This window comes from Maribacter aestuarii, assembly GCF_027474845.2.
GTDB lineage: Bacteria > Bacteroidota > Bacteroidia > Flavobacteriales > Flavobacteriaceae > Maribacter > Maribacter aestuarii.
Map to the genome: position 1 here is coordinate 2503792 of NZ_CP107031.2, position 14996 is coordinate 2518787.

Here is a 14996-nt window from a genome sequence, read left to right on the forward strand (position 1 = left end):
ATGGAGCTAAAAATTGTAAGGTCAAAATATATCCTACAAACCGCATTTGTTTGCCTATTTGTGTTTTGCTGTAGTGCGGTTGTAGCACAAAAAGAACCCCAGTACACACAGTATATGTACAATATAGGGAGCTTCAACCCAGCTTATGTCGGTTCTGTGGCAAGCCCAGAGATTGCGGCCTTGTATAGGGCGCAGTGGATCGATATTCCTGGCGCACCCAGAACAATAAGAATTGGTGCAAACCTACCTATGAGCAATGGAAAACACGGTTTTGGATTAAACGTAGTAAACGATCAACTGGGTCCTGTTACACAGACCTATTTTGATTTGTCCTACTCTTTTCAAGTAAATCTATCGGCTGAGACTTATCTTTCTTTTGGCCTGGATGTTGGTGGGTCGGCCCTGAATGTGGATTTTTCCAAAGGAACTTTTGAAAACCCAGGAGAACCTTTGAACAACCAAATGATCAGTAATTTTTATCCGACCATAGGGGCCGGTTTATTTATGTATAGTGACGATTGGTACTTGGGTGCTTCGGCACCTAACTTCTTAACTGAAGGCATCTATAATGACGAAGTGGCCACGGTGGTAGATGATAGGTTGCAATTTAATTTTATTGGGGGCTATGTTTTTGGACTTTCGGAAAATTTAAAGTTCAAGCCCGCTTTTTTAATCAATGCAATAAGTGGAAACCCCGTAAACATAAACGTTTCTACGAATTTTTTAATTTCTGATAAATTTACTGCCGGAATATCCTATAGGGTCAACAACGCTTTTAGTGGATTGGCAGGATTTCAGGTTGCCCCAAGTACGTTTATAGGGTATTCCTACGATTATAATACTAATTTATTAGGTGACTTTAATAACGGTTCCCACGAAGTAATTGTTAAGTTCTATTTAGGAACTAGTGGGGAAAATAGGTCCAAAAAAGTGAAGGATAAGGAATTGAAGAACAAACCAAAACAAATTGATAGTCCAAGATTCTTCTAAAGCAACGATTATGAAATTTAAGGCACTATTGTTAATTGTCATGGCGTTACCCTTTGGCTTGGTAGCCCAAGAAAAGAAGTCTAAGGGAGATATTTACTTTTATGGATATCAATATGAGGAAGCAATCGCCGAATACAATAAAGAAAGGACGAAAAAACCTTTGACAAACGAACAGGTCTTGAATTTGGCGGACGCTTATTTCAGAGTTGGGAAATATGACAGTGCTTCCGAATTATACATGTCGGTCAATAAGAATGATACGATAATGTCCGTACATCGTTTCAATAAAATGTTGCAGAGTCTTTCTAAAAGTTCGGAAAAGGAAAGGGTTAAGACATTCTTGCGTAGCAGAGCTACTATGTTTTCTACGGAGCTTCTAGAAAATGCGGAATTCAATTATGAGCTGTTAAAGGATTCTAAAGAAATAATGGGCCTAGAGATTACTAACCTAAAAACCAATAGCGCACAGGCGGATATTTCCCCATCATTTTATAACAAGAACCTACTTTTCAGTAGTAGCCGTTCTCAAAAATCAAAAAGATTTACGAGCCCACGGGGGAATCATACTTGGATATATATATTGGAAATATTGAGCCGAGCGGGAATGTCTCGGATGTACGTCCGTTCAGTATGATTCCTGAATCAAAATTTCATGAATCTACACCTTATTTTTCTGATGAGTTAGACAGATTTTTCTACATTCTTTCAAATACGGAAGAGGACGAAATGGCTTTCGATGAAAATGGAAAAAATGCGCTTGCCATTGGAATGGTCTATGAGGGTGGTCAGTTCCGGTTTTTATTGAAAGACCTCAGTACGTCTTTCTATTACCCTTATTTCGATGCCAAAACAGATCGGCTATACTTCGCGGCCAACTTTGAAGATAGTTATGGGGGTACTGATTTGTATTATGTGTTTACGAACAATGGTCAAATCATGTCAGCACCCATTAACCTAGGGCCTCGGATAAATTCTCCGGGAAATGAAATTTCTCCATATATCTTTAACGGGAGTCTTTACTTTTCCTCTGATGTGTTTTATGGCCTAGGAGGAATGGATGTCTACAAAACCAATATACAGGCGGACGGTACGTACAGTATACCGGTAAATATTGGTCAGGGAATAAATTCAACCGCAGATGATTTCGGTTTTATCATACGGGAAGATGCGGATGGAAAGTTTACGGGATATTTTGCATCCAATAGAATTGAAGGTGTAGGAAGTGATGACATTTATCATTTCAAAATGGAACAAATCCCGGGTCTAAAAACATTTGCTCTTAAGGGAGAAGTAGTGAACCTTGCTTCTAACGTGGGCATTGAGAAAGCACTAATACGATTGTTGAATCAAGAGGGCGATATTTTAAAAGAAGTATATACTAATGCTAATGGGGATTTTACCGTTGAAATTCCATGGCAGGAACAGGTTACGATACAAGCAATCAAAGACCGCTACTCCATTTTTTCCGCAGCCTATGCGGAGGAAGGAATGGAAGAAGTTCAGAACAGTCCGTTTAATATGGAATTGGCCATGTTGGATGATTTGATTGAGGAAAAGGAAGGGAAAACTGTGATTAAAGTGCGTAATTTCTATTTTGATAAAGGGAAAAGTACTGTAAATGCTGAAGTGTCGGCTGAGCTAGATAAAGTAATCGATGCGGTCTCAAGGTTTCCCGAGTTGCAACTAAAAATTGAAACCCATACCGATAGTAGAGGTAGTACATCTTACAATAAGCAACTATCCCAAAGTCGATCGGATGCCATTAAGACATACTTGCTGGAAAACGGGTTGTCTACATCTAATATTGTCGAGGCTGTAGGTTATGGCGAGGATATGATTAGAAATAACTGTACCAACGGAGTTTATTGTCTAGATTTTCTTCATAAACAAAACGAAAGAACTTATTTCGTTGTAACAAACGACCTTTAGTAATTAAGGTCTATTTAGAAAGAACACAGCTCTCACAATCCTTTACTTTACCATAGTACGTTTCTCTGTATTTGTGAAGGGTTTTTATGGGAAAACCAAAAATGAGTTTTTTAATATACGTGACATTGGTATATAGAATGCCCATTTTTTTGGCATACCGTTTTTCTTGAACCGTCTTTCTTTTTACTTGTATCAATCTCATAAAATCAATCTTATTAAATACAAAGGTTCATAAGTAAAGGGCCAACAACAAGTTATTTCTGTTAAGCCTATGCTAAAGAACAGGATTTTAATCTTAAAAAATTACAATCCAGAAATAATAGATGGAAAAAAAGATAGGAAGATAATCCCTGCATAGGTAAGCAATTGTAATCCTTTTTTAGGTCGGAATACTTCTGGGATATCATCGCTCATAACATTTTTCAGATTCATATACCCAATAATGGGGGCAACTACGAAAGAAACAAAAGTTGCCAATGCGACTAATTGTCCCATGTTGGCGGAGAAAGCGGACACCACGATGAAGTTTATTATGGCAAGAAGAAGGACGCCAAGTGCAAAGTACTGTCTTTTGCCTTTTATTTTTGTCTTTGGAGAGAGCAGTTCTATAACGTCCAAACTTACCCTTGTTACCGCATCATGTGCGGTCATACACGTACTGAACATCGTAGCAAATGCCGAGACCGCTATGAACAAATAGGCCCATGGACCAATATGTGTGGTAAACAGTTGTACCACTTGGTCGGCAAAAGTCACGGCGTTTCCACTGAGCTCGGTATTAGTGCCGTAAAGCGTAAACCATCCTATAATTAAGAAGAATACGGCCAAAACACCCGTCATAATGTACCCTACGTTAAATTCCTGAAGCGATTCTTTTAAAGAGGGTTTCTGTTTTTCGCCCTTCCATTTCTCAATACTCCAGAGGCTTACCCAGCTAGACGCCTCGACAGTGGTAGGCATCCAACCCATTAAACTTATTAAAAAAAGTATTCCGGCATCATTGAAAATAGGGGGAGGGCTAAAGTTGGCAACCATTGCTACCTGTCCCTTATTGATGACCAAAACCGTCGTTATAATAAGTGCAATAAACAGAATTGAAATAACAATTTTCAGGGAGTTCTCTAAAAATTTGTACCGCCCAATAATGAGCAACAAACTTATAAATGCGAATAAACCAAGTGCCGTCATCGCAATGGAAATATCCCCTATTTTGAAAAGGTTTATGAAAAGACCGGCGGTTACGGTGTACAAAGCGGCCAGAATAGTAAATGTTGTTATCAACGTTATTACGGCATAGAACCATAAATAACCTCTACCACGATTTAAGTAGCCTTCAATTAAGGTTTTATCCGTTACGTTCGTGTAACGTACCCCAAACTCAAAAAATGGATATTTAAATACGTTAGCCAATATTATTGGTATGACCATTATCCATCCATATTGTGCCCCAGCTTTGGTTGAAAGCACCAAATGTGATGTTCCAATAGCCATGCTGGCAAATAATAATCCGGGACCTAGATTTCTGAACAGTGCTTTTAAGGCCGACATTCGGTTAATTTGATAAGGTTAGTTGAAAAATAATCATTCTATGACAATTTTATCACCATAAAATTTTGGTTGTGTTTGTAATGCCAAGTCCAGAAAAACTTTGACGCGGGCAAAATATTCCCGAAACTGTACCTTGAAGCCAGATTCCAAGGCTAAATCGGTAGCATTAAAACCAATAGCCTCTAAACCCTTTTTCTCCGCTAAATATATGGCACGTTCGTTATGAAATTTCTGGGATATAATAGTGGCACTATCTAAACCAAATACCTCCTTTGCCCGGACCATAGAATCCAAAGTACGGAAGCCTGCATAATCCAGAAAAATTCGATTTTCTGGAATACCAGCGGTTACCAAATCTTTTTTCATAGTCGTAGGCTCATTGTAGTAGATGGTGCCATTGTCTCCACTTACCAGTACATAATCAATTTTATTTGCCTTGAAAAGATTTACCGTTGCAATTATCCTGTTTCCGTAATAAGCGTTGGGGTGTCCGTCCTTTAATCTTTTGGAAGTGCCCAAAACAATGCCTACTTTGTTTTTTGGGATGTCATCCAATGAACTAAATGTCTTTCCTTCCGCATAGGAATTAATAGTATAGTTTGAAATGAGGAGTACCAGGCAGGGGATACTTAAAATTAGAAGAATCAGTCTAGCTATTTTTCTGCTCATATAAAGCCTTATTGTACTCTAAAGGTAGGCAAATCAAGTAATTTTATCTGTTCTTTACGGGAAACCTTCCAATCATATCCCTTCAGGGTCCTACCACTTAAAAAATTATGTTTGTTTCAAGAATTTTTTCAATTCTTTCAACTTATAATGGCTTTTGGGCCGAAACACTTAGATAAGTGCAGCCTTTGAAAAATTAATCTTACGTATCATCAACGAAATCAGTTATTTACTTTTTATAAATGCCTTAAATTTGAAAGAGCCGTCTATCTTAAAATAGGAAATATGAAGAAAATACCCGTATATAAGCCCAAACACAAAGTTAGGATGGTTACCGCCGCCTCGCTTTTTGATGGTCACGATGCCTCCATTAACATCATGAGGCGCATCATACAGGCAACTGGGGTTGAGGTAATTCATCTGGGCCATGACCGTAGTGTGGAGGAGGTTGTGAACACGGCCATTCAAGAAGATGTAAACGCCATCTGTATCACATCCTACCAAGGAGGGCACAATGAATATTTTAAGTATATGTACGACCTTCTGAAAGAAAGAGGAATGGCGCACATAAAGATTTTTGGTGGTGGAGGCGGGGTAATTCTACCAGAAGAAATCAAGGAGTTGATGGATTACGGGATTACCCGTCTGTATTCACCGGACGACGGCAGGGAAATGGGTCTCCAGGGAATGATCAATGATTTGGTAAAACTATCTGATTTTCCGATTGGAGATGTACTTTTTGATACGATTGACAACGTATCCATAAAGAATACTAAATCTATTGCGCGGCTCATTTCAGCAGCAGAGAATTATCCGGATTCGGCCACGAAGCAATTGGATAAAGCACATGCACTTGCAGTAAAATCTAAAACTCCCGTTTTAGGAATTACGGGTACGGGAGGTTCTGGTAAATCTTCCTTAGTTGACGAATTGGTGCGACGGTTTTTAAGGGATTTTCCTGAAAAGACGCTAGGGATAGTTTCTGTTGACCCCTCCAAACGAAAGACAGGCGGTGCATTATTGGGAGACAGAATACGCATGAACGCCATTAACGACCCCAGGGTATATATGAGGAGCTTAGCGACCCGACAATCTAATTTGGCCTTGTCGAAACACGTGAACAAGGCTGTGGAGATTTTAAAAGCGGCTCACTTGGATTTGATAATTCTGGAAACTTCGGGCATTGGACAATCCGATACCGAGATATTGGAACATAGTGATGTATCACTGTATGTGATGACTCCGGAGTTCGGGGCCGCTACCCAATTGGAAAAGATAGACATGCTGGACTTTGCAGATTTGGTTGCCATCAACAAATTTGACAAAAGAGGAGCGCTTGATGCGGTTAGGGACGTCAAGAAACAATATATGCGCAATCATGGGCTATGGGATACGCCACAAGATGATTTGCCGGTTTTCGGCACCATTGCCTCACAATTTAATGACCCAGGAATGAACCGGCTTTACAAAGCGGTTATGGACACCATAGTTGATAAAACAAAGGCCGAACTTAATTCCAGTTTTGAACTTTCCGACGAAATGAGCGAAAAGGTTTATGTGATACCTCCCGCTAGAACCCGATATCTTTCCGAAATATCCGAGAATAATAGGGCGTATGATGCAAAGATCAATTCCCAGGTTTCGGTAGCTCAAAAGCTGTACGGTATTTTCAAAACGATGGAGTCTCTATTGGGTATGGCTCCAGTATTAGGAACCAATGGACTGGAAATTAAATTAAGAGAAGGAATTTCTGAAGAAGATAAAAATTTTGTGGCGCTGTTAGAGCGAGAATTTGATAAAGTGTACCTAGACCTTGACCCCCATAACTGGAAAATAATTACGGAATGGGAGGCCCAAATTGCCCGATATAAAAATCCTATTTACAAATTTAAGGTTAGGGATAAGGAGCTGAGCATTGAAACGCACACAAAATCGCTTTCACATCTGGATATACCAAAGATTGCATTACCCAAGTACAAAGCCTGGGGAGACCTGTTAGAATGGATCCTTCAAGAAAATGTTCCAGGAGCGTTTCCTTTTACGGCCGGCCTTTATCCGTTTAAACGAGTTGGAGAGGATCCCACGCGTATGTTTGCGGGCGAAGGCGGCCCCGAACGCACAAACAGGAGATTCCATTATGTAAGTATGGGTCTTCCGGCAAAAAGACTTTCCACGGCATTTGACAGCGTAACCTTATATGGAAATGATCCAGATTTTAGACCTGATATTTATGGCAAAATCGGAAATGCCGGTGTGAGTATTTGTTGTCTGGACGATGCAAAAAAACTCTACTCAGGTTTTAATCTGGCGGACCCCATGACCTCTGTAAGTATGACCATTAACGGTCCGGCTCCTATGCTCTTGGCATTTTTTATGAACGCGGCCATTGACCAGCAATGTGAGCTTTACATTAAGGAGCAAAATCTTAAGGAAGAAGTAGAAGCTAAAATAGATAAAAAGTATAGCGGTAAACAAAGGCCTAGATACTACGGGGAATTACCAGACGGAAATGATGGCTTAGGTCTTATGTTATTGGGAATGACTGGTGATGAGGTATTACCGGAAAAAACGTACCAAGAAATAAAAAAATAGGACGTTATCCGAAATTAGGGGAACGGTACAAGCTGATATTTTGAAGGAAGACCAAGCCCAGAACACTTGTATTTTTTCAACTGAGTTTGCGTTGCGTTTAATGGGCGATGTACAAGCTTATTTTATCGACAATTCGGTTCGCAATTTTTACTCGGTATCCATATCCGGATATCATATTGCCGAGGCCGGTGCCAATCCCATAACGCAATTGGCGTTAACCCTTTCCAATGGATTTACCTATGTGGAATACTATTTATCCCGAGGTATGGACATTGATGCCTTCGGACCTAATTTGTCTTTCTTTTTCTCTAACGGAATAGACCCGGAATATGCGGTTATTGGTCGTGTAGCCCGTAAAATATGGGCCAAGGCCATGAAGTTTAAATATGGAGCGGGAGAAAGGGCGCAGATGCTCAAATACCATATACAGACTTCTGGAAGGAGTCTGCACGCTCAAGAGATTGACTTTAATGATATCCGTACTACGCTTCAAGCTTTGTATGCGATATACGATAACTGTAATTCGCTACACACCAATGCTTACGATGAAGCCATAACTACACCTACGGAGGATTCCGTTAGGCGGGCCATGGCCATTCAATTGATCATAAACAAGGAATTGGGACTTACCAAAAATGAAAATCCGTTACAAGGTTCGTTCATTATAGAGGAACTAACCGATTTAGTTGAAGAAGCCGTATTGCTAGAGTTTGACAGAATTAACGAAAGGGGAGGTGTTCATGGCGCCATGGAAACGATGTATCAGCGCAATAAGATTCAAGAGGAGAGTTTGTACTATGAAACCTTAAAACACAACGGGGCATTTCCAATCATTGGGGTAAATACTTTTTTGAGCTCCAAAGGCTCGCCAACAATCTTACCCAATGAGGTTATCCGTGCGACCGAGACCGAAAAGCAAAATCAAATGAAGACCCTTAAGCAACTACACGAATTCTCTGATACTTCAGGATTGTTAAAAGAATTGCAGAATGACACAATTGCTAACAAGAATATCTTTGAAAGCCTCATGGAAGTTAGTAAAAAATGTTCTCTAGGTCAGATGACCAATGCATTATTTGATGTAGGTGGCCAGTACCGGAGGAACATGTAATATTAGTTTAAACTTGAAGGTTTTGGATTAGTTCCAAGCAGTAAGATGACCTAAATCCTATTTGTATCCAGCAGTACAATTACCAAATCCTCGTAAAATTTAAAACGAACTTTTAGCGCTTCTTCGTTTTGATTATTTTTTAATGTTTTTGTAAATCTTTTTAGTTGCATTTACGAGCAGTAGGGCTATGGAACCAACTATTAAACCAATCAAAAAATCTTTTACAAGAGAAGGTAGCATAGGTGCAAATTCATGTAAGAAATGAATGTTATGTACAAAAATACCACCGGCCACCAGAAGTAGGGCAATAGTTCCGATTATGGCCAAACCCTTAATAACATAGGGCAGTGCCTGTACCAGAATCAATCCCACGGTATCGGAAAAACTATCGTCCCTATCGTTTAAGGCTATCAATTTGGCCCCAAATTCGTCCATTCGTATGATTAAGGCCACAATACCGTATACACCAACGGTCGCAATAATTGCGATAACAGTGGTTACCATAATTTGTATCCATATCGTCTCCTCGACCACAGTTCCCAAGGCAATAATTACAATTTCTACGGAAAGGATAAAATCGGTTACGATAGCTGATTTTATTTTTTCTTTTTCCAGAGCCAATATTTCTTCCTTCGATAAATTTTCCGCCGTAACAACTTCGTTCTTGTGCTCGTGCGGAAAGAAGTATTCGTAAATTTTCTCGGCACCTTCGTATGCTAGGTATATACCTCCAAGCAGTAAAATAACCGTGACCGCCACCGGAAGAAAAGCACTAAGCAAAAAGGCCACGGGAAGGATTATTACTTTATTTAGGAATGAGCCTTTCGTTATAGCCCATAGTACGGGAATTTCACGGGAGGACACAAAACCAGATGATTTTTCGGCGTTTACGGCCAAATCATCGCCTAATATTCCTGCTGTTTTCTTGGCGGCAACTTTGCTCATCGTAGCCACATCATCCATTAGGGTCGCAATATCATCAAGTAGGGCAAAAAATCCAGAAGCCATTTGGTCGTATCGATTTAGATTTTCAAATATGTCAATTTTTTTCAAATAAAATTGGCACAATCGATTGAATGTTGAGCCTCGTACGAAATTCGTTCAAAATTGTCTTGATGTATGGTAAGTGTTCCAAATATTTGGGTCTTCAATTTTTCGGAGTAATCTTTTTAGTGATAAAGAGGTATTAGCAATTGTAAATACTTTTTCTTTAAAGGAAAGAACTACTGAAAGGTGAAATGGCTTTAAGTAATTTCTTAAAAGCTATAATTTGAAAAAAAATACTATGGAAACAAAGAATGAAATTGGATTTACTACGATAAATCCTGCGAATGGGAATGAGATAAAACATTATGAATTAATGACCCAAGAAGAAGCAGACCAGACTGTAGAAAATTGCCATAAGGCGTTTTTGGAATGGCGAAGTAGACCCATTGATGAAAGAGGTACTATCATCGAGAAAATAGGGAAGGTCTTACAGGAAAGAAAAAGGGAATTCTCCGAACTCATGACCCAGGAGATGGGAAAACTATTAAAACAAGGTGAACAGGAGATTGACCTCTGTTCTGCAATATGTAAATATACGGCGGCTCATGGTCCAAAGCATTTAGCGGATGAGAAGCGTGAATTACCGGAAGGCGGGAAGGGCACGATAACGCATGCTCCAATAGGTGTGATTTACGGCATACAGCCTTGGAATTTTCCGGCTTACCAGGCCGTGCGCTATTCTATTTCTAATTTAATGGCTGGTAACGGAGTATTATTAAAGCATGCGGAGAACGTAACGGGCTCTGCCTTGTTACTTCAGGAAATTTATGAAGAAGCAGGTTTGCCTAAAAATTTGTTCAGCGTTTTGATTATTGACCATGACCAATCTGATAAAGTTATTGAGAACGAATTGGTGAGAGGTGTTACCCTAACGGGTAGCGAGGAAGCTGGAAAGATAATCGCAAAAAAAGCCGGTGCCGCTTTAAAGAAGACAGTACTGGAATTGGGTAGTAATGATGCCTATATTGTTTTGGGAGATGCGGATATACAGATGGCCGCAAAAACTTGTGCCGAGGGAAGAATTTACAATAACGGGGAAACCTGCGTCGCCGCAAAGCGTTTTATTGTGGTAGATTCGGTTTACGAAGAATTTAAGGATGCCTTTGTAAAGCGCATGAAGGCGGTAAAATTAGGTAATCCTACGGAAGAGGCTACGGATTTGGGACCTATGGCCCGGGAAGACTTGCGTGAAAAACTTATTGACCAAGTTAAAGAGAGCGTTGATAAAGGTGCTCGAATTTTAACTGGTGGAGAGGTCCCGGATGGCAAAGGTTACTATTACCCATCTACCGTGTTGGACAATGTCCTCCCAGGTCAACCAGCTTACGACGATGAGCTTTTTGGCCCGGTAGCTTCCCTAATACGTGCTAAAGACGACGATGACGCCATGCGGATTGCCAATGATAGTAGGTTTGGATTAGGTGGGGGTATTTTCTCTAAAGATGAGGATAAGGCCATGAAATTGGCAAAGGAAAATTTTGATACTGGAATGGTATTTATCAACTCCTTTGGGTTGGCACAACCCAATATGCCCTTTGGTGGTGTAAAGAATTCAGGTCATGGACGGGAACATGGAGGCTTTGGGATTAGGGAATTTACGAATGCAAAGGCAATTATGAAATTGCAATCGTAGTAAAATTAATCCCTTTGGAACGGCTCTAAGATAATTTCGATTTGAGCAAAAGTGTTTAAACATTAATCGAATAGAAAAGTCGGCACAAAGCCGACTTTTTAAAATGAAATTATAAGGGAACCCAGTAGAAGTCTGAAAACATTGATTATTCAACGATAGTTTATTAATGATAATACAATGGATGTGATTACTTAAAATTTGTGCCTAAAAACGATTTAATTCCGAGAATACCCTGTTCCTCTGATTTGCGTCAATTATCAACGCTTTTAAAATAAACATTCATAGGCGCAATCCTTATTTTTAAAAATCATAAAAAAATTGAAGATGATTAAGCCAAAAACAGAAATACCCGATTTACAAGTACAACTCATAAATGATACCCAATGGAGTTTGTACGCCCAAGAGAGCGAAACATTTACTATGATTGTTTTTTACCGTGGTTTGCATTGCCCAGTGTGTAAGAAATATTTGCAAGAACTATCAAAAAAATTAGATGATTTCAGTGAGCGCGGGGTTCATTTAATCGCTATAAGCTGCGATTCGGAAGAACGCGCAAAAAAGGCCGGCGAGGAGTGGAATATATCCGAACTTCCTGTTGGATATGAATTATCCATAGAAACTGCACGGAATTTGGGTCTCTACGTTTCAGAAGGAATATCGGAAAATGAACCGGATCAATTTTGCGAACCTGGTTTGTTTCTAGTACGCCCGGACAATACACTCTATGCGAGTGCTATTCAGACAATGCCCTTTGCCAGACCTCAATGGGAAGATATTCTAAATGCTATCGATTATATTACAAAGAATGAATATCCAGCTAGGGGAGGGGAATAATTCTCCAATATATTAGGAACTGTGAGCCTCCAAATTGGAGGCTTTTTCTTTTTTAATTCAAAAGTAGGCCTACCAACATCAATACTTTTATTTCTTTCAATTTAAGGTTCTTTTAAAGATCTGCAGGCTTTTTTGAAAAGAAATGTTTTGGGGTATAAAAGGCAAAACTATATTTAAATAAGTCATTCATAAGTTTGAGAGTCCCCTAATTTAGAATCCTACTCGGCGTGAATTTAAATAAAATGTCATGAGAACAAGCCTATTATTATTGACTTTATATGTATTTATGATTTTTGTTGCTCGTCAATTACAAGGGACGGGTAAAAAGAAAGTTTCTGAAAACCTTCTGACAGACATAAACTATAGTGCAGATAAATTATATATTGTAGCGACGCCAAAAATCCAAAATAAATATTCTCAAATCTATTTTCGAGGATATGTTTTTGATAAAGTTTTAGAATTGAGCTATATTGAATTTTAGTGATTTTAATAGTAAATTCGAATTTGACGCTGTACGGCAATTAAAAACATGGGGATATCGGCTTTTTAATGCCAAGGTCATTATCAGTTCGGGTATCAAAGTAAATTAAATTATCAAAAACAATGGCGATATTATCTCGTAATAAAAGACAACTAACTTATATTTATAGTTCACTTTCCCATTTGGGCAAACAGGTATTGGGTTACGTCCAAGGAGCTCGTACAAAGGTTGAAACAATAGATATTGCCAATGAAAAAATCGCTGATTCTATCTGGATAGAACTAGCTGAAAATTTGGGGATGCCTTTGGGAGAAATTTTTGAAAAAGGAAATGGCAATGGACTTGAAGGTGAAGACACGAAGAATTTTGATACTGATGATTGGTTGAAAATCATTAATAATAACCCAGGATTGTTGCGAAGGCCAATAGCCGTTAATGGGGATAAGGCTATGTTGATATCCAATCGCTCTGAAATTCTTCAATTCTTCGGCGTAGACTCGGCAGGTCTTGAAAAGACCATGGGACATAAACCGCCAAAGACTTCGTCTGCCACTGAGGATGAGGATTTTATATAAACGAATCTCAAAAAACATAAAAAAAGCCACTAATACATATTAGTGGCTTTTTCCTATTTTCAAATTTAAACGGGTTAATGCTTAACATTTACACTTCCCCTTAATTCCAAGGTAAGTGTTCAAATAACATCTCTAAATATATAGGGATAGGCAATATTTATAACACCTTTTTTTGGATACTAATATTCCTTAGATTTTTCCTTGACTTTACGTAATTGATCTTCCAAGTCACGTATGGTTTCCGACAGGGCTGACTCAAAAGTTTCCGCGTTGGTTGAGGCAAAGATGCGCGGGCCTGGCATACTTAACCGTATATCAACTATCATCTCCTTATCGTCACTTCTGTTCTGTTGCTTGAAGAACACATCTGCCCGATGTACGAAATCATACTTTTTATGTAGGTACTCCAGTTTTTCCTTCGACAGTTCTTCTAAACGTGGACTTCCTGATACGTCATGGTACTCATATATTATCTGCATAGTAATCGTTTTTTTAATCTTTCCAGACCGCTACCGCTTCATCGCGTAGCAATTGTTTTAGTTTAAATTCTTCTCTTCTCTTGTTTTCTTCGGATGCATAGTACATTTCTGAATAAATATACCCAAAATCCTTGGCATCTTTTGATGATGCCCCGTAATAGATAGTTTTGAAATTTGCCCAATAGCAAGCGCCTAAACACATCATACAGGGTTCACAACTAGTGTAAAGTATACACTGCCCCAAATCTTTATTTTGAAGGGTGCTACAGGCTTTCTGTATGGCGGCAAGTTCGGCATGTTGCGTACAGTCTGTACTTTCGTTTACCGTATTATGACTTTCTGCAATAATTTCGCCATCCATGACAACAACTGCGCCAAATGCTCCATTCCCTGAATTTTTACCTTGTTTTGCAAGAACTATGGCACGCTGCATAAAATATTGATGATCATTGTCCATTTACACTATCCCTATTTCGTTTAGTAATTCTCTCATTTCGGCAGCAGACGTGGATTTACCATAAATTTCTTGCTCCGGATCCATGATCTTTGTGGCATCCAACGTACCCACATAAACAGCGTCAAAACCAACATCCTCAATTAGTTGCTTCGTAATGTCTTGGCTCCTTTGGTCTTGGGCGGCGAAGGGTACGGCTAACCTATCCGTATTTCTAAAGGCACGGTCCCTAAGGTGATGCGCTTTAATTGTATTGAATGCTTTTGCCGTTAGGGCGGTGCTGAATTTCATTGCGGTATATTCCGAAGCGTTGTAATTGGCATCACGTACTTCTTGCGCCATTTCGCCGTCCCTTTCTGGATAGGGATTGGTAGCATCTATGATGACCTTCTTGAAATATTCGCCCGCATAAAGTTCCGATATTTTGTCTATAGCCTTGAAGGGGATTGCCAAAAGATAAACATCCGCATTTGCCTCAAAGGCTTCTTTAACGCTTAGTGCTTTGGCATTGTCACCTGCTTCTTTTACCAAACTACCCAATTCTTTCGGGTGCCTAGAGCTGAACAATACTTCATGACCAGCTTTGGCCCAGTGCTTACCTAGGTTTCCACCAATATTACCGCTTCCAATAATTCCTATTTTCATAATAACTTCAAT

16 protein-coding genes are annotated in these 14996 nt (G+C 39.3%); 9 read left to right on the top strand and 7 right to left on the bottom strand.

Annotated features, from left to right (window positions below; all coding sequences use genetic code 11):
- From N8A89_RS11280 to N8A89_RS11290, 3 genes are read left to right on the top strand one after another with little or no spacing between them, the layout of a single operon-like run.
- Positions 1-990 carry a PorP/SprF family type IX secretion system membrane protein gene (locus N8A89_RS11280; protein ID WP_281542366.1) on the top strand — a complete coding sequence of 330 codons (990 nt, stop codon included), beginning with the start codon at positions 1-3 and terminating at the stop codon, positions 988-990.
- Positions 991-1000: 10 nt separating this feature from the next.
- Positions 1001-1624, top strand: coding sequence for a tetratricopeptide repeat protein (locus N8A89_RS11285; protein WP_289644326.1), 624 nt, complete (start codon positions 1001-1003; stop codon positions 1622-1624).
- Complete coding sequence (locus N8A89_RS11290) at positions 1558-2919, top strand: OmpA family protein (RefSeq protein WP_289644327.1); 1362 nt, start codon at positions 1558-1560, stop codon at positions 2917-2919. The genes N8A89_RS11285 and N8A89_RS11290 overlap by 67 nt, the downstream gene beginning before the upstream one ends.
- 10 nt (positions 2920-2929) lie before the next feature.
- Here the strand turns inward: N8A89_RS11290 and N8A89_RS11295 are convergent, their stop codons facing one another.
- From N8A89_RS11295 to N8A89_RS11305, 3 genes are all read right to left on the bottom strand, one after another.
- Entirely contained in the window at positions 2930-3121 is a 192-nt protein-coding gene (locus tag N8A89_RS11295) for a hypothetical protein (protein WP_281542368.1), read from the bottom strand.
- Between the two features lie 101 nt (positions 3122-3222).
- On the bottom strand, positions 3223-4467 hold the full coding sequence (locus N8A89_RS11300) for an NRAMP family divalent metal transporter (protein ID WP_289644328.1): 1245 nt from the start codon (positions 4465-4467) through the stop codon (positions 3223-3225).
- 33 nt (positions 4468-4500) lie between these two features.
- Entirely contained in the window at positions 4501-5136 is a 636-nt protein-coding gene (locus N8A89_RS11305; RefSeq protein ID WP_281542371.1) for a SanA/YdcF family protein, read from the bottom strand.
- Between the two features lie 282 nt (positions 5137-5418).
- On the opposite strand from N8A89_RS11305, the gene N8A89_RS11310 reads away from it, so the two are divergent.
- Together N8A89_RS11310 and N8A89_RS17810 are read left to right on the top strand one after the other, a co-directional pair.
- Entirely contained in the window at positions 5419-7725 is a 2307-nt protein-coding gene (locus N8A89_RS11310) for a methylmalonyl-CoA mutase family protein (protein ID WP_430681986.1), read from the top strand.
- A gap of 40 nt (positions 7726-7765) precedes the next feature.
- On the top strand, positions 7766-8836 hold the full coding sequence (locus N8A89_RS17810) for a methylmalonyl-CoA mutase family protein (protein ID WP_430681987.1): 1071 nt from the start codon (positions 7766-7768) through the stop codon (positions 8834-8836).
- A 132-nt stretch (positions 8837-8968) separates the two neighbouring features.
- Here N8A89_RS17810 and N8A89_RS11315 read toward each other — a convergent pair whose 3' ends face one another.
- Positions 8969-9844 carry a DUF808 domain-containing protein gene (locus N8A89_RS11315; RefSeq protein WP_281543380.1) on the bottom strand — a complete coding sequence of 292 codons (876 nt, stop codon included), beginning with the start codon at positions 9842-9844 and terminating at the stop codon, positions 8969-8971.
- Between the two features lie 277 nt (positions 9845-10121).
- Here N8A89_RS11315 and N8A89_RS11320 point away from each other — a divergent pair, with 277 nt between their 5' ends.
- The 4 genes from N8A89_RS11320 (at position 10122) to N8A89_RS11335 (ending at position 13406) form a co-directional block, all read left to right on the top strand.
- Entirely contained in the window at positions 10122-11516 is a 1395-nt protein-coding gene (locus tag N8A89_RS11320) for an NAD-dependent succinate-semialdehyde dehydrogenase (protein ID WP_281542373.1), read from the top strand.
- Positions 11517-11840: 324 nt separating this feature from the next.
- Positions 11841-12350 (top strand): peroxiredoxin-like family protein, encoded by a 510-nt coding sequence (locus N8A89_RS11325; protein WP_281542374.1) that lies wholly within the window; start codon positions 11841-11843, stop codon positions 12348-12350.
- 247 nt (positions 12351-12597) lie between these two features.
- Positions 12598-12831, top strand: coding sequence for a hypothetical protein (locus tag N8A89_RS11330; RefSeq protein WP_281542375.1), 234 nt, complete (start codon positions 12598-12600; stop codon positions 12829-12831).
- 122 nt (positions 12832-12953) lie between these two features.
- Entirely contained in the window at positions 12954-13406 is a 453-nt protein-coding gene (locus N8A89_RS11335) for an arsenate reductase family protein (RefSeq protein WP_281542376.1), read from the top strand.
- A 179-nt stretch (positions 13407-13585) separates the two neighbouring features.
- On the opposite strand, the gene hpf is transcribed toward N8A89_RS11335, so the two are convergent.
- The 3 genes from hpf to N8A89_RS11350 are packed head-to-tail and all read right to left on the bottom strand — an operon-like array spanning position 13586 to position 14984.
- Entirely contained in the window at positions 13586-13885 is a 300-nt protein-coding gene (hpf, locus tag N8A89_RS11340; protein WP_281542377.1) for a ribosome hibernation-promoting factor, HPF/YfiA family, read from the bottom strand.
- 13 nt (positions 13886-13898) lie between these two features.
- On the bottom strand, positions 13899-14342 hold the full coding sequence (locus tag N8A89_RS11345; RefSeq protein ID WP_281542378.1) for a nucleoside deaminase: 444 nt from the start codon (positions 14340-14342) through the stop codon (positions 13899-13901).
- Positions 14343-14984, bottom strand: coding sequence for an NADPH-dependent F420 reductase (locus N8A89_RS11350; RefSeq protein ID WP_281542379.1), 642 nt, complete (start codon positions 14982-14984; stop codon positions 14343-14345). It abuts the gene before it with no gap.
- Between the last annotated feature and the right edge of the window lie 12 nt (positions 14985-14996).